Below are 14,912 nucleotides of genomic sequence, written 5' to 3'. Positions count from 1 at the left end.
CCCACCCTAATCGTCAACGGCGCCGACACGTCAGGCCGGACCCGGTCCGTCAACGGCCGTCCCGTACAACATGTACCGCCCTCCGTCTGCCCTCAAGTGAACAATGCGGGGCGGAGAGTGAACGGGACGAGCGGTCAAATCCGTATATCTCTGTACGAGATCCTGGCGAAATCCACACCGGCCGGGTGCACCTGCTGCCCATGGCCCGGCTCCGGCCCGTCAGGTGAGCGCTGCCCAACAATCCGGTCTCGGTGTCGTTACCGCGCGCCCCGGCGACAGCCGAATCCGGAACGCGTATCAGGAGCGCGCATCAGGAGCGCGCATCCGACACACGTAGGGGGCGCACTCCGTTCGAAGCGCGCCCCCTACAGAGACGTCCTGTGTCCCGGCCGCCTCAGTGCCTGGGCTCCGCGACTTCCGCTGCCTCAGCGCAGATCGAACTCGCCGTCACGCGCGCCGAGTACGAACGCCCGCCACTCCGCTTCGGTGTAGCGCAGCACGGTGTCCGGATCGATGGACGACCGCATCGCGACGGCACCTTCGGGCAGATAGGCGATCTCGACCCGCTCCTCGTCCGCGCTCGTGCCGGGGGCGCCGATCCACTCGACACCCGAGATGTCGAGGGCGTACAGCTCTTCCTTCTCCTGTGCGCTCCCCATCAGTCAAGCTTCCCTTCGGTAACGGTTGACGTCACTTCGGACATCTTAGGACAGCCCCCTCAAGCCGGCAGGGCGCTCGGGTAAGTTCGAGGTCTGTTCGCGCAGTGCGCGCACGACGTGAAGATCCGGTGCCGAATCCCGATCCGAGTCCCCATCCCCCATCCCGATTCGAGTCCGAATCCCGACCCGAATCCCGGCCCGAATCCCGGCCCGAGTCCGAATCTCGACCCGAATCCGGATACGAAATCAGTCCATCCGGCGGGCGACACCGAGCAGTCCGGTCTCGGCGTCCGTGGCGCCCGTCATCACCCAGTGGCGCTCACGCCCGGCGCACCAGAGCGTCACCCCGTCCGCGAGCGTGGGCAGTGCCTCGCACTCGACCTGGGACAGCCCCAGGATCTTGCCGATCTGCTCCGCCTCCTGCGGCGACACCCGCTGGACACCGACCAGCGTGGCCCCCCGCATCAACCGGGGCGCGACCGGGCTCAGATACGGCAGCAGGGTCAGCACCGACTGCCACGGCGAGGACACCACGCGCCCTCGCGGCGGCCGCATTCCGCAGTCCCGTACCACCACGACCGGGCTGCCCACCGTCGCACCCATCGGCGGGACGCGACCGACCTCGTGGAGCGTGATGCAGTCCAGTCCCGCGCCCGCGGCCTGCGCCAGCCGGGTCCACGCCTGGGCACGCCCGGTCTCGACCGCCACCCGCGCGCCCGTGCCCGCCGCGCGCAGCGCCAGCACCTGGGCCGTCCACAGCCCGCCTATCAGCAGCACGTCGTACGGCGTCGAACGGTGGAACCCCACCAACTGGGGGCGGCCCTCCGCGTCGTCACCGATCACCACCCCGTCGTCCCCGACGGGCAGCGACAGCGCGCCCAGATCCTCGATGGCCAGCGCGTGTCCCGCGTGGCGCGGGCCGCGCAGCCCCCGCAGTCCGCGTGCCGTCCCACTTCCGGCGGTCATCGCGCACCTCCCAGGGGCAGTGTCGCCAGCACGCCGGGCAGCTGTTCACGGTCCAGCCGTACGAGACCGACCTTCGCCGCCCGCGCCGCCTGCTCCAACGACCGCCGGACCCGTACCAGTCCGGTGTCGGTGCCGCCGGTGATCCGCACATGACCGGACATGGTCATCGAGCCCCGGTGCGAGCCGGGCCGCAGGGTGAGGCTGAAGGTCGTCGCGTACGCCGGCGCCGCCGTGAGCAGCGCGGCCAGCTTGGGGAGCGGGGTCGCGGCCCGTCCCAACTCGGGCCAGCGGGCCACCGCGTAGGTGGTGTGCCAGCGGTTGTCGCACCGCCACACGCGCGGCGTCTCGGCCGTACGCCGACGAGGCGCGGCCTCCGGCCGGCCCGTGCGGGCGGACAGCGCCGGACTCGCGCAGGCCGACGTCGCCACGGTGGAGTTCAGCTCGTCCTGGTCCAGTACCACGGCCCGGAAACCCGCTCCGGTGATACGGCTCGCCACATGGTCCGCCGTCCGCACCAGGCAGCGCTGTGCGCCCTCGATCCCGCCGCCACGTGCCTCGACGGCCTCCCGGCACAGCTCCGGGTCCAGCTTCACCGCCACCCAGGTGAGCCGCAGCGCGGGCGCTCCGGTCCGCTCCTGGAGCGGGGCGTACGAGAGCCGGGCCACGGACTGCTCGGGAAGATGCGGCGCGGGCGCGGCCCGCACCTGCTGCACCAACTGCACCGACTCCAGGACGATGTCGTCAACCTCAAGGGCATCGCCCAGGAGGGAGAGCGGGAGCGACCTCGCGCCGAACACGGGGCGCAGCGCGTCGCTGCTCGCCTCGACCCGTACCACCGCCGTCAGGAACGAGCCGTCACCGAGCATGCCGACCGTACGGCGGTCCCGGTCGACGTAGGTGAACGGACCGAATCCCGGCACGCTCTCCACGACCGGGACCAGCGACGGATCGACTTCCCAGGCGCAGGGCTCCGCGGCCCGCCTGCGGGAGCGGAGGGCGAGGGCGGTGGACACCCAGTCCTGTACGGCGTGACCGCGGCGGCGTATCACGGCGATCAGCACCAGCACGGCGGCGACGACGAGGGTGGGCACCAGCCAGAGCCCGCCGAGCGCCCCACCGATCAGAGCGAGGGCGACCGCCGCCTCGATCAGCACCAGTTGACGCAGCTGGAAGGGGCCGACGCGGCTGGTGCGCGACAGGGCGCGCGGAGTGGTGGCCGCGGGAACGGCCGGCGGCGGCGTCCCCGGCTGTGCGTTGCTGCGTTGCCGTCGGGAATTGCTCCGGGACTGGTCAGGGGGTTGTCCGGTGGTCCGCCCATTGCGCTCGCGCGTCGCCGTACCCATCGCCGCGTTGCCCCCTCGTGTCCGTAATTACCAAATTTCCCACGGGCGTTGACCGGCCGATCACCCTACCTGAGCAGTGCGACGGAAGCGCCAGCATGCATAGTAGGGGGCTGGTACGACAGCAGGCCCGCTCGGCGAGTGTGGGAGCCTGGTCGCCCGGTGGGGGAGAGGGACAGCGGACAGATGGCATCACGACGGGACGAACTCAACGCCTACACCTTCGCGAAGCGAAGGCTGATCGCGCAGTTCGTACAGCCGAGCCCGACCGGCTCGGAGGAGGGCGCGCCCCGACCGCTTCGCGCGGTGGTGCCCGGCGCGATCGTCGGTGTGGTGGTTCTCGCGGTGTTCGGCGCCTGGGGGATGTTCAAGCCGGTAGCGCCCAAGGACTGGGACAAGCCCGAGGAGAACGTCATCATCGCCAGCAAGTCCACCACTCGCTATGTGGTGTTGAAGACCGACGGCAAGACGCAGCTCCACCCCGTCCTGAACATGTCCTCCGCCAAGCTCCTCCTCGCCCCGGACAAGGGCAAGGTCATCAACGTCGACGAGTCGGCGCTCGACAACGGCAAGATCCCGCACGGCGCGACGCTCGGCATTCCCTACGCCCCCGACCGGCTGCCCGACGCGAAGGAGGCCGGGGCCACGAAGCGCTGGGCGGTCTGCGAGCGGCCCGGCGAGGGCGGCAGGGCCATCCAGAAGGCGTCCTTCGTCTTCGCCGAACGAGAGCAGAAGAAGACCGAGGGCGCGAACCAACTGCGAGGCGGTGAGCTGCTGTACGTGGAGGATTCGGCGACGAAGACCCGCTACGTCGTGGACGCCGAGGGCAAGGCGTACGAGGTGGAGAAGGACAACCTGCTGGTGAGCCTCCTGGTGGGCACGGGCACAACGCCGCAGCGGGTGTCCACCGGCTGGCTGGACACCCTGCACAAAGGGGACCGGATCACCTTCCCGGAGATCGACGGAACCCCTGGAGCCGACGCCGACGCCCCCGGTGAACTGGATTCCGAGGCCAACAAGGTGGGCACGGTCCTCACCGCCACCGACGGCACCAGGAACCAGCACTACCTGGTCCTGGAGGGCCGGGTCGCCCCCGTCTCGGACTTCACCGCGAAGCTGCTGCTCAACAGTAAGGACCTGATCGGCGTCGGCCAGGCGGGAAAGGCGAGGCCGGTCAGCCGGGGCGCCATTCAGTCGGGTGAGGCGTTCGGGCAGGACCGGGACTGGCCGGAGGACGCTCCGAAGTCCATCAACTCGGCGAGCACCGGCGAGGACAGCCGTAACACGGTGTGCAACGTGCTGCGCGAGGTGGACGAGGACAACGGCACCACCACGCTCAGTACTTGGGCGGGCACCGACTTCCCCGCGACGCTGCCGACCGGGTCGAGCAGCGGCTATGTCACCCCGGGATCCGGCCAGCTCTTCCGCCAGTTCAAGGGCTCAACGACGGAATCGGGCTTCGTCTTCCTGGTCACCGACACCGGACTGCGCTATGCGATGCAGTCGAACGGCGACAGCGCGACGGACGACTCCGGTATCGGTTCGTCCGGATCGGACGAAGAGCAGCAGGCGGCGCAACAGGAAGCACAGCAGGCCCAGAACCGGCTCGGGTACAAGGACGTCGATCCGGCGCCGATCCCCGCCGCGTGGTCGGCGTTCCTGCCGACCGGACCGCGTCTGTCGACGGGCGCCGCCCGCCAGCCGCAGGGCTCGTGAGGGTGACCATGCCACACACTCACACTCGCACGTGCCGACGCCTCTTCGCGGTCTCGGCCGCCACTGCGGTCACGCTGATCGGCCTGCCCGTATCACCTTCCGCCGCCGCGGATTCCGACCAGTGCACCTACCCCGGGAAGAAATACGAGGGCAGGCCCTGGTCGCTCCAGCGCGTTCAGCTCGACGAGTTGTGGACACAGTCCCGGGGCAAGGGGGTGCGGGTCGCGGTCATCGACACCGGTGTCGACATCAAGAACCCGCAGCTGAAGGACGCGGTGGACACCAAGAGCGGCAGAAACATGATGGACCCGGATCTCAAGGACGACAACGGCGACAAGCTCGAACGCGGCAAAGAGGACGGCACCACGGACACGGTGGGCCACGGCACCAAGATCGCGGGCATCATCGCGGCCCGTCCCACGACGGGCACCGGATTCGTCGGTCTCGCGCCTGAGGCGACGATCATCCCCATCCAGCAGAACGACGCCGACGGGAACGGCACTGCTCTGACCCTCGCCGATGCGATCAACTACGCCGTCCGCGAGGACGCCGACGTCATCAACATCTCTCAGGACACAGCCAACGCGGTGGAGCCCACACCCGTGCTGAAGCAGGCGGTGAACCACGCGCTGAACGCGGAAGTGGTGGTCGTCGCCTCGGCGGGCAACGACGGCCTGGGCGGCAACGTCAAAGAGACCTATCCGGCCTCGTACGACGGCGTGCTGGCCGTGGCCTCCTCCGACCGCAACAATGAGCGCGCCGCCTTCTCCCAGTCCGGCGAGTTCGTCGGCATAGCGGCCCCCGGCGTCGACATGGTCTCCACGGTCCCGGGCGGCGGCCACTGCGCCGACAACGGCACCAGCTTCTCCGCCCCCTACGTCGCGGGCGTCGCCGCTCTCATCAAGAGCAAGCACAAGGACTGGACGCAGCAGCAGATCGTCGCGCAGATCCAGCAGACCGCGGAACGATCGACAGCCGGTCGTGACCGGCTGGTGGGCTGGGGAGTCGTCGACCCGGTGCGAGCCCTGACGGAGGACGACAAGCCCATCGAGAAGCCGGTCGCCCACGAGGGCATAGACCAGGCGGAAGCGCCCACCCCGGCCCAACTCCACCTGGGAGAAACGGCGGAGGAACGCAACGCCCGTCTCGCCACCTATGTGGTCGTGGGCGGGGGCGTGCTGGTCGCGGCGATCGCGGGCGGCGCGGTGGCCCTTCGCGACGCGCGGAGGCGAACACGCCGGATGAGCAGGGCGAGCGGGGCGACGGGCGAGGCGCGCGGCTAGCAGATCGTCAACTGGCAGTGAATATGCCCCCGAAAGGCTTGCAGGCGGATTGCAACCGCCTGGAGTCAAGAGGATCCTCGTAGGAGGAAGTCACATGATGGATAAGGCACTTGGGGCTGTCAGAGCCAGTAGATAGAGTGGCTTTCATGTGATCAGTGATGTTCACGTCACCGCGATCGCGATGTGCGGGGGAGTGAGCAAACGGGGAGGTACGGCATCGTGCTCGATGCAGGTAGTGGTGGCGTGGGCGGAACCGGCGCGAGGAGCGACCTGGAGAAGGGCGTCGGCGCCCTGAAGCGTTTCCAGACGAGGGTGAACGCGCTGCTGACGGATCTTGAGAACGGGGCGGCCGGCAACAAGAAGGTGGCCGCACACCGGATTTCGAGGAGTTCCTTCAGCGGTGGCAACCTGCCGTTCGCGGAGGCGGACGGATTTTTCACTCAGTACAACCGTGTCCATTCGGAGATCGTCAAGCTCTCCAAGTCCCTCGGCGATCAGATCGAGATGCTGAGCATCGGGGTGCACGCGGCGGAGGTCGGCTTCAACAACGTGGAGGACGAGCTGCGGCAGCGCTTCCACACGATCCAGAGCCGTCTCTTCGAGGAACAAGAGGCTCAGGAGAAGCGGGACAGGGCGCACAGGGACAAGAATTCCGAGCCTGGGCAGCCGCGTAACGATGCCAAGACCGGCACGAAGGACCTGGGGTGATGAACTGATGAGTGGCGAGAAGCAGCCAGAACTGACCCCTGAGCAGCAGCAGTCGCAGGACTCGGCTCTGATTCAGGGCCAGTTCAGCGCGACTGACGCCTTCGAGCGTGTCGCGGCGATAATGGATGGCCTCGGGTTCGGCGGCAGCGGCCCTGGCGGGTTCTTCGGCAAGACTAACTTCGAAGGCGCCCAGCTCAACGCGATGATCGACTTGGTCGAGGCTTCGAACCCGTCGGATCTGGAGGACGCGGGCGAGGTCCTGATCGCAGCCAAGAACGCCCTCAACAAGGCCGCTGAAGAACTCAACGACTATGTCATGTCCGTTGAGTGGAAGGGCGAGTCCGGCACCGAGTTCCGCAGGTTCGGGGGAGATCTCGCGAAGCACGCCTGGGCCCTTGGCACGTTCGCCAACGCGGCAGGCACCCAGATGAAGGTCGCGAGCACGGGCCTTACCTCGGTACGCAACTCGGCGCCTCCGCGTGACGGCCGGGCGGTCCCGAAGAAGGTCGAGGACTTCCCTCCGCCGGAGCGCACGGAGAGCAACCCGGAGTACGTCAAGGCCGTGAAGGTCGAGAAGGACCGCCAAGAGGCCATCAACCAGATGAACCGGCTGGCGTCGTTCTACGCGGTCTCCGAGGAGTCTTTGGCCGGGCAGGAGCCGCCGAAGTTCCCCGGGATGCTGAAGGCGAGTGTGCCGCAGCCGATTAATGATGTTGCCCGCAGGCCGACCTCGGACGTGGCCAGGGCAGATGTCGAGTCCTCTGCCATCGCCTCGCCGCAGTCGGTCACGGGACGTCCCGACGCCGGAAACCCGGAGGGCCCGTCCCGGACTGAGGTCCTCGATGCCATTACGCCGGTTCCGGTTCTGGATACGTCGATGCGGATCGACAGCGTCACGGCACCTCCGGCTCCCACCACGGGCCCCAGCGTCACACCTCTTCCCTCTCCCACTGGGACGCCAAGCCCTAGCGGTGGTCCCCCTGTCGTCCCTCCAGTGGCGCCTGGATTGGTCAACCCGCGAAGCGGTACGTCACGAGCATCGGGTCCGACCGGAGGCCCCAGAGCGGGCGGTCCGCCTCCAGGGAGGGTGACACAGACAGGTGCCACAGGGGACCGCTCTCCGGCTGCCGGGCGTTCTGGAGTGACGGGGGGTGGTCCCCCGGCCGGGCGAGCCGGCGGCCCTGGCCAGACACCCACCGCCGGCAGACCGGGCACGACCGGCCAGCCCGCTGCGGGCCGAGCGGGTGCGGGTGGGGGGGTGAGCCCCCGCGCAGGCCGTACGAGCGGCATCGTGGGCGGTACGCCCCAGCGCTCCACCTCAGGTTCCTCGGGCTCACGCATTCCGCGTGGAACCGTCATCGGTAGTGGTGGGACGTCGGCGGGGCGCCCTCCCGCCGGGCGAGTGGGCCAACCGGGGGTCATCGGCGCGAACTCGAACGGCGCGCCCCGGCCCGGAGGCCGTGGCACCGCGAGTTCGAACGGCGTGGTGGGTACCCCGCGTGGGAGTGCTGCCGGTTCACGGCCCGGCGCAGGTGGCTTCACTCAGGGCGGCGCCGGACTTGTACGTGGTCCGGGCCGGAATCAGCCCAGGGACGAGGAGCAGGAGCGCACCGGATCAGAGCGTCCCGACTATCTGACAGAAGACGAAGAGACGTGGGCGGCTCGACGGCGTGGTGCCGTGCCGCCGGTCATCGAATAGGCACAGGGAAGGTGCGGAAGTCAGGATGACGGCAGGAATGAGCCGGGCCAGGAAGCGCGGAGCGCTTCATACGCTCCGACGCGGGTTGCTCTGCACGCTGGCTGCGGTCGGCGTAGGGACCTTGGGCATCACCAGCATGGCTCCGGCCGCCGTTGCCGCCGACGGTGTGCGGTCGAAGCAGTGGTACCTGGACGCGATGAACGCCACCGAGATTTGGGAGAAGACCACAGGTAGCGGGGTTTCAGTTGCTGTCATCGACGGCGGCGTAAACCCATCCACTCCCGCGCTTAAGGGGCAGGTCCTGCCTGGCGTTGATGTGAGTGGCATTGCTGGGGATGAGACGGACGATTACGACGGTCATGGAACTACCATTGCTGAACTGATCGCGGGAACGGGAAAGGGGGGCGGCCTCCAGGGGCTTGCCCCTGGAGCCAAAATCATTCCGATTCGCACACTCGTGGAGGAGATGCGGGCAAAGGAAGCGCCCGACAGACTCCACACCGTGGACAAGGCCATTCGTGCGGCGGTCGACAGCGAGGCGAAGATCATCAACATCTCGCTGGGGCAGGAGGGTTGGGATAATGACACTAAAGATGCGGTTGAGTATGCGGCGAGCAAGGGGAAGCTGATGTTCGCCGGCGTCGGCAACGATGCCAAGGATCTGAATAGCGTGGACTATCCAGCCGCATATCCGGACGTGGTCGGAGTCGCTGCAACTGACGCGGCAGGGAAAGTAGGGGACTTCTCGGAGCACGGGGATGAGGTTCACCTGGCGGCTCCGGGAGTGAGTATCCCGACCTGGTGTGACGAGACTTTCAAGCAGTACTGCGACGGTCAGGGCACGAGCCAGGCCACCGCGATCGCCTCCGCCTCCGCCGCCCTGATCTGGTCCGCCAACCCTGACTGGACTGCGAACCAGGTCCTCCGCGTCATGTTCGAGTCGGCCGGCCGGGGCGAGGACTGGAAGCCGGGCACGGTCAGCAACTATGTCGGTCACGGCGTCGTGCGTCCCGGTGCACACATAAACCGTGGAGTGGGCAAGCCTGGCGACCCGAACCTCAGCCCTCTGACCAACGAGAGGACGCCCGGTTCTCCCGGCGCGCCCGGCTCCTCCGAGCCTTCCGCCTCCTCCGCGCCTTCCGGGTCGGCTTCGGCGCCGGCCTCGGGAGCTTCGGAGGCCGCCGAAGGCGACCAGGCCGTCGCCGCAGGCACGAGCAAGAGTACAGAGGACGACGGCCAGTTGGGGCTGATCCTCGGCGGGGCCGCGGTCGTGGTGGTCCTCGCGGGCGGCGCGTTCTTCATCCTCCGCAGGCGCCGCACCGCCTGACCGTATGCCCCGTACCTACTGCACACCGCCCCGGCATCCACCAGCCGTCGAGGCTCACGCACGGCCCGGAGAGACACACACCCACCGGGATCTTCGAGAAAGGAAGACCAATGGCAGTCCAGAAGGTCAATGGCGTTGCCCTCAAGTCGCTGCAAGGCGAGCTCACCAACAGCTTTGACGACGTCAAGGGGCAGCTGCACGCGCTGCAGGCGACGATCGACAGCCTCGAAGGTGCCTGGCGTGGTATCGGCGCCGGCGCGTTCAACGCGAAGCAGACGCAGATCAACAACAACATGGTGGGCATCGGCAAGCTGCTGCTCAAGTTCCAGGAAGCGATCGAGGCCGCTCGTACGATTTCCGGCAACACCGAAGACGAGGTCGAGGCGGCGCTGCGGGGCATCGACGTGGCCGACGGCTACTCGGGCGACTCCGGCGCGGAGGCCCGGACCTCGAACCTCAGCAAGTTCTGATCCTGATGGCCGTTCCGCGAATTCGGCCATCGCACGACACCCAGCCAGTAGTTGGAGGACACCATGGCATATGACGACGGCACGATGATCGTCACTTACGCTTCACTTGAGGCCGCGGCCGGCGACATCAAGAAGCAGGCGGACAAGCTCGACCAGAGCCTCAAGGCCATCCAGGCGAAGATCCGTTCCGTGTCCGAGCTCTGGGAAGGCGAGGCCCGGGAGGCGTACAACGTCGCCCAGGCCGACTGGGACCGGAGGGCCACCGAGATCCACACCAGCCTGTTGAAGATCTCGTCGGCGGTCCGCGAGGCAGCCCCCGCCTACCAGAGCGGCGACAAGAGGTCCGCGGCGAACTTCCAGTAGCTAGCCGGAAGTCATCACAGGCCAGGGTGGGCACGCACGGGAGGTGCCCACCCTGGCCTGTGTCCGAGCACGATCAATTTGTCGGCAGGTGGGAAAGCTCGTCAGGGAATTCCTGAGCCTCCTGACACTTTCCTGCCTTATAGGCATGCTTGATCAACTGGTAAGCGAAGTCTGTGATTGCCTGACGCAGCGGAGCGCCCGTTGCGCGAGTGTCTCCGATGGTCCTCGCCTCCGCGATCAGCGCATGACTTTCGAGCGCCTTTTTCTTATTCTTTCCCGGCGGCGTACAAGGGACGTAAATCGTCACGCGGTCCGGCCACGTGATCGCCTCAACGTTTCCCGCTGACGCCTTGATCGCATTCTCGGGTCGACTCTCTGCGGCATCAGACCAATTTTCGACACTGGCGTCGTGCGTCTCGGCCTCGCCGGAGATGATTGAATCTTGACTATTGGTCTTCACATAACAGGAGAACATGAAGTCACCACCGGAAGTCGTGTGAAGCACCCCGCGCTCAAGAGCCTTGCGCGTGTCCGGAAGTGCACTGGCCGCTGTCTTCCGATCGATTGCCCCGTCGCACACTTTAGCCGGTAGTTTATCAAGTCCTTTAGTGAAGATCTCCAGATAACCAAATACTCCCGCACCGAGAAGTGTGCAGACCAAGGCAACGCCGATCGCCTTCTTCTTTGGGCTTATCTTCATGTCAGTTCTGGTACCTAAGGTTATGCGCTGGGGCGCTTGTGGGAATCTTCCAACATAGTGTCGCTCTGCGTCCATCCTTCTTTCAATGCTTCGCGAACCAGGTTCTTGGTTGCATCGTGTGGCAATTCCGATTCATGCTTGTCGATCGCGTCCTGTGCCGCGGATTGAGTCTGTCGTGTCGCCGAATCCAGAGATTCGTTGAGACCCTGCCCAGTGCGATACAGGGCGTCATCGAGTGCCCCGTCCATTTCTCGGCCAGACATGAGCCGATCGACAGCCATTCCAGCGATCCCTCCGAAGAATCCTCCGGCTCCCGCCCCGGCCATTGCGCCTGTTAGATTCTGAGGCGCTAGTGCTACAGCCCCCACCCCGAGCCCCGCAGAGAGTACGGACTTGTAGAAATCGCCCTGATTCTTCAATGCGTCGTTATTTTCCTTTTGACCTTCGAGGGCGGATGAAATATCGGCATCCGCATATGAGCGGCCGACGATTCCTTCGATCACGCCAGTATTCTCGGTGATCGTTCGAATCGCGTCCGTCGTGTCGCCGTCATAACGAGAGTCGTCCGCGATGTGAGCCTCCAAGAGACTACTCGTGTAGATACTCTCTCCGAAATGGATTGCGGCTCTCCCGTTGTCGTCTCTGGCAACCTCGTACAGAAATCTTGTGGTGTCTATTTTTTCGAGCAGGTCGTCGGGCGCCGTGCTATTGCTCAGGAAGATTGACTCCGCCCCGGGGCCGGCCATCACCCGGTTGATCTCAGGCATGTAGGCGGATGCCATATGCCCAAAGCTTTCGCCGATAGCCTTGTCCACAAGGTCCGCCCCACTGTCCGGCTGAGCAACAGCGTGCATCACGTTCTGCATGATCTCTGTCTGTACCCGGTTGTGCGGCACGGGCCCAGATGGTGTCTCTCCATACGCGACTCCCATGACCGCGGCCTCAAGTGCGTGGCCTACTGACTGTCCCCTGTCTGTGTACTTGGTGCTCTGTAGGACGTGGTCAAGTGTGGGCTTGGATTCGAAGGTGTTCGTGGAGGCTTCGGCGTTATGTGAGAGGGCGTCCATGAATCCGATCATGGGGTCACGGCCATCGTCTTTGCCGAATACAAGGTCTGTCATCTGACCCGCATTCCAGACTTCATTGGTGCCCATTCCTGGACTGCCATGAGGAGCCTTGTCCGCCTTGAGTAGCTTGTCACCGTAGGCCTCAAGAAACTCGGTGTCGTACTTGCCGTGACTCATGAGGCTGCTCATGACCTGGAACCCAAGAGCACCAACCGGTTTGGTTGGATTCGAAGCATCGGCCTTGAAGCTTGTATTCGACTCGTTGATTATGTCCTGCTTCCACTCCTTCATGGCGGAGGAATCGGAGTGGGTTGCAGTGGCCAAGGTCATGCTCAGGTTCTTTTGAAGATCCTTGAGTTCATTCAGTTCTGCTCCTCTGGCTCCGGCATGTGCATCAGCCGTGTTGTTCCAGTACGCGAGTGTTTCCTTGGCTCCCAGTTCTGTTGCAAACTTCTCGGCGAAGAGAGTGTCGTTCCGGTACTTGCCCAAGGTGCGGTTGAACCGTTCAAGTTCCTCCGAGGACAAATCCTTCGGGTCTTTCCTCGCGATCTTCAGCATCTCGTCGGCCTGCTTGAGAGCTTCGGCGGCCGAGTCGCGGTCCCTGTACTTGGCGTCTCCGAAGCCGAACTCGGTTTGGTTGGCGATGGAGCGTAATATCTCGGCTGCGGTTGCGTCGCTGGTGGTGGCGTTGTCGAGAATGCTTTGGAGTTCGTCCCGTAGTGCTTTGACTGCTTGTTCACTGTTGGGCGGTTCGGGGTGAATGTTCACGGAGACGGAGAAGCCGCCGCCCCTCGTACCTACGACGGTGAGGTGTTTGTCCCACCCTCGATCGATGGCCCTGTTGAGGTCGCCGCGGTATTTGATCAATTCACTGCGGGTGTCGCGCAGGATGTCCCGGATCGTAGTGGCCTGCGTGACGGCGTCGGTGAACTCACCTGCGGTCTTGCTGATGAACTCCCGGGAGACGGTGGCGTTGAAACCTGCCCAGTTGGCTTTATCGGCTTTGGCTCTGAGGTCTTCCCGAGCGTCCTTCTCCATGTCCGTGAGATTCTTGATGACTGTGGACCAGTCGTCGACCGCCACACCCAGCGACGCAAAGTTGCCGTGACGTAATGCCTCGATGTCCATCAGCGCTCAGCCCTCTCGTCGAAGCCCTTGTCCAGTTCGGCGATGCTACTGACGGTGGAGGCGATGAAGTATTCGTCGCCCTGGTGTGCTTTTTTGGTGAAGTCCATGTGGTTGGATATGTGTGCGCAGGCGTCCAGCAGTGACTGCAGTTGCTTTTCCCATCGTTCTTGCATGAGGTGGAGAGCCCCGCCGAGTTCGAATTCCTGTGTCGTGAGGTCCTTGGCAGCGGTCTGACTGCTGGACCAGGCGTCACGCCCTAACCGTCCCAGATCCTCGAACAGCTTGAACGCGCTGTTCCCGACGGCTGCCAGATCCTGCTGATTGGTCTTGAGATCCCCTTGTTGACCCGCGCTGCCCCCGCCCCCTTCGGCCGGAAGCTGATTGAGCCGTACCCGTGTCGAGTGCTTCTCCGCCGCATCTTCCTTCAACTGCTCCCACTCGTCCCATGCCATTTACGAACTCCTTCCCCTTCGTCCGGACCATCCTCGCGTCACGCCCGGGTTCAACGTATCAATGTTGCTTGCATGTGGTTGCAAGCTGTGATGGTCACAACGTGCCTGTGTCTAGAATGAGTTGGTCGTTGTTACGACGACAGCCCGTGCTCGTCCGACGCGGGTTGGTCTATAGGACGGCTGGATATCAGGGTCACGTACGTGTCCGTAGCGAGTTGGTTCTCGGGGGTTGCGGCGTCCGAACGCGGAGTGGGCGGCGAGCTTGATCACACAGCTGCCAGCGCATCGATCTCGACCAGGCCGGCAGGCCGCTCATACTTGGTGCGAAGCGGTGTGGCTTATTCCCACGTCGTCTTGAGGTGTCCGGCGACGGAATAAGCGTCGAGCGGGGATCCGTGGGATCAAGGTCGCCACCGTGAACAACTTCCTCTTCCCTGGAACTCGCGAGGCCGTCCGGATCTATCGCCCATCTTCAGAACCGCGGAGGGATCCACGGAGTCGCCGCTGACGCGTACCGTCGCGTAGAGGTCGCCGTCGACGTCTTCATCGATCGTGGACGAGTCATCGCACCGGATCGGCCCGGCCCCGCCCTTGCCCGAGTAGTTGTACCGCTTGTCGGCGGTGACCTTGTCACCGGGATCCGCACCGATCGTCTTCGAGGCGATCTCCGGTATCGGGGTCCCGGCCTCGTATCACTCGACGGACGTCGACAGCGCGACTTTGTCGTCCACCGATACATAGCAGCGCTTGACGCCACTGGCCGTCTTTGAGCGCTCAGAGACTTGCTCTCCCTCGGGCAGCAAGAGATCCGGCACGTCCGTCGGCAGGTCGACGCCGCAGAGCGCCCGGGGCGTCCCGTACTCCTGCGCTGGTTCCGAGCACGCGGAGATGAGCAGGACGAACGAGAGTGTCCCCAGGCCACAGCGAGCCGACGGATTGAGGCCCTAGGTCGTGTCTGATAATCGATCTTGTGACGGGTCGTGGTGAGTTGACGGATGGGGCGTGGGAGCGGATAGAGCCGCTGCTTCCTCGGG

12 protein-coding genes are annotated in these 14,912 nt (G+C 65.3%); 6 read left to right on the top strand and 6 right to left on the bottom strand.

Features of this window, described 5'->3' with window-relative positions; genetic code table 11:
• Nucleotides 1-425 precede the first annotated feature (425 nt).
• The 3 genes from ACIRQP_RS38175 to eccE form a co-directional block, all read right to left on the bottom strand.
• The gene (locus tag ACIRQP_RS38175) at nucleotides 426-659 is read right to left on the bottom strand and encodes a DUF397 domain-containing protein (RefSeq protein ID WP_030351665.1); all 234 of its coding nucleotides are present in this window, start codon (nucleotides 657-659) and stop codon (nucleotides 426-428) included.
• A gap of 246 nt (nucleotides 660-905) precedes the next feature.
• Nucleotides 906-1,625: a hypothetical protein gene (locus ACIRQP_RS38170; RefSeq protein WP_403899247.1), complete on the bottom strand. Its 720-nt coding sequence runs from the start codon at nucleotides 1,623-1,625 to the stop codon at nucleotides 906-908.
• Nucleotides 1,622-2,968, bottom strand: coding sequence for a type VII secretion protein EccE (gene eccE / locus ACIRQP_RS38165; RefSeq protein WP_403899244.1), 1,347 nt, complete (start codon nucleotides 2,966-2,968; stop codon nucleotides 1,622-1,624). The genes ACIRQP_RS38170 and eccE overlap by 4 nt, the downstream gene beginning before the upstream one ends.
• A 183-nt stretch (nucleotides 2,969-3,151) precedes the next feature.
• Here eccE and eccB point away from each other — a divergent pair, with 183 nt between their 5' ends.
• The 6 genes from eccB to ACIRQP_RS38135 all read left to right on the top strand — a co-directional run bounded on the left by eccB (nucleotide 3,152) and on the right by ACIRQP_RS38135 (nucleotide 10,531).
• Nucleotides 3,152-4,681, top strand: a complete 1,530-nt coding sequence (eccB, locus tag ACIRQP_RS38160; protein WP_403899241.1) for a type VII secretion protein EccB — start codon at nucleotides 3,152-3,154, stop codon at nucleotides 4,679-4,681.
• 8 nt (nucleotides 4,682-4,689) lie between these two features.
• The gene (mycP, locus tag ACIRQP_RS38155; RefSeq protein WP_403899239.1) at nucleotides 4,690-5,964 is read left to right on the top strand and encodes a type VII secretion-associated serine protease mycosin; all 1,275 of its coding nucleotides are present in this window, start codon (nucleotides 4,690-4,692) and stop codon (nucleotides 5,962-5,964) included.
• Nucleotides 5,965-6,183: 219 nt separating this feature from the next.
• Nucleotides 6,184-6,672 carry a hypothetical protein gene (locus tag ACIRQP_RS38150; protein WP_403899237.1) on the top strand — a complete coding sequence of 163 codons (489 nt, stop codon included), beginning with the start codon at nucleotides 6,184-6,186 and terminating at the stop codon, nucleotides 6,670-6,672.
• A 1,820-nt stretch (nucleotides 6,673-8,492) separates the two neighbouring features.
• Nucleotides 8,493-9,698 (top strand): S8 family serine peptidase, encoded by a 1,206-nt coding sequence (locus ACIRQP_RS38145; RefSeq protein WP_403899234.1) that lies wholly within the window; start codon nucleotides 8,493-8,495, stop codon nucleotides 9,696-9,698.
• 110 nt (nucleotides 9,699-9,808) lie between these two features.
• Entirely contained in the window at nucleotides 9,809-10,168 is a 360-nt protein-coding gene (locus ACIRQP_RS38140) for a WXG100 family type VII secretion target (protein ID WP_403899231.1), read from the top strand.
• Between the two features lie 63 nt (nucleotides 10,169-10,231).
• On the top strand, nucleotides 10,232-10,531 hold the full coding sequence (locus tag ACIRQP_RS38135; RefSeq protein ID WP_403899228.1) for a WXG100 family type VII secretion target: 300 nt from the start codon (nucleotides 10,232-10,234) through the stop codon (nucleotides 10,529-10,531).
• A 73-nt stretch (nucleotides 10,532-10,604) separates the two neighbouring features.
• Here ACIRQP_RS38135 and ACIRQP_RS38130 read toward each other — a convergent pair whose 3' ends face one another.
• From ACIRQP_RS38130 to ACIRQP_RS38120, 3 genes are read right to left on the bottom strand one after another with little or no spacing between them, the layout of a single operon-like run.
• Nucleotides 10,605-11,231 (bottom strand): hypothetical protein, encoded by a 627-nt coding sequence (locus ACIRQP_RS38130; protein ID WP_403899225.1) that lies wholly within the window; start codon nucleotides 11,229-11,231, stop codon nucleotides 10,605-10,607.
• 20 nt (nucleotides 11,232-11,251) lie between these two features.
• Nucleotides 11,252-13,426: a hypothetical protein gene (locus ACIRQP_RS38125; RefSeq protein ID WP_403899223.1), complete on the bottom strand. Its 2,175-nt coding sequence runs from the start codon at nucleotides 13,424-13,426 to the stop codon at nucleotides 11,252-11,254.
• On the bottom strand, nucleotides 13,426-13,878 hold the full coding sequence (locus ACIRQP_RS38120) for a hypothetical protein (RefSeq protein WP_403899220.1): 453 nt from the start codon (nucleotides 13,876-13,878) through the stop codon (nucleotides 13,426-13,428). The genes ACIRQP_RS38125 and ACIRQP_RS38120 overlap by 1 nt, the downstream gene beginning before the upstream one ends.
• Nucleotides 13,879-14,912 lie beyond the last annotated feature (1,034 nt).

This window comes from Streptomyces sp. NPDC102274 (assembly GCF_044766385.1).
Taxonomy (GTDB): Bacteria; Actinomycetota; Actinomycetes; order Streptomycetales; family Streptomycetaceae; genus Streptomyces.
The sequence above is the reverse complement of the archived record's forward strand: the minus strand, read 5'-3'. Positions and strand labels throughout refer to the sequence as shown.

Bases quoted from the DNA above. Each gene is read 5' to 3' on its own strand.
- ACIRQP_RS38175 (WP_030351665.1), bottom strand. From the start codon at position 659: ATGGGGAGCGCACAGGAGAAGGAAGAGCTGTACGCCCTCGACATCTCG.
- ACIRQP_RS38170 (WP_403899247.1), bottom strand. From the start codon at position 1,625: ATGACCGCCGGAAGTGGGACGGCACGCGGACTGCGGGGGCTGCGCGGC.
- eccE (WP_403899244.1), bottom strand. From the start codon at position 2,968: ATGGGTACGGCGACGCGCGAGCGCAATGGGCGGACCACCGGACAACCC.
- eccB (WP_403899241.1), top strand. From the start codon at position 3,152: ATGGCATCACGACGGGACGAACTCAACGCCTACACCTTCGCGAAGCGA.
- mycP (WP_403899239.1), top strand. From the start codon at position 4,690: ATGCCACACACTCACACTCGCACGTGCCGACGCCTCTTCGCGGTCTCG.
- ACIRQP_RS38140 (WP_403899231.1), top strand. From the start codon at position 9,809: ATGGCAGTCCAGAAGGTCAATGGCGTTGCCCTCAAGTCGCTGCAAGGC.
- ACIRQP_RS38135 (WP_403899228.1), top strand. From the start codon at position 10,232: ATGGCATATGACGACGGCACGATGATCGTCACTTACGCTTCACTTGAG.
- ACIRQP_RS38130 (WP_403899225.1), bottom strand. From the start codon at position 11,231: ATGAAGATAAGCCCAAAGAAGAAGGCGATCGGCGTTGCCTTGGTCTGC.
- ACIRQP_RS38125 (WP_403899223.1), bottom strand. From the start codon at position 13,426: ATGGACATCGAGGCATTACGTCACGGCAACTTTGCGTCGCTGGGTGTG.
- ACIRQP_RS38120 (WP_403899220.1), bottom strand. From the start codon at position 13,878: ATGGCATGGGACGAGTGGGAGCAGTTGAAGGAAGATGCGGCGGAGAAG.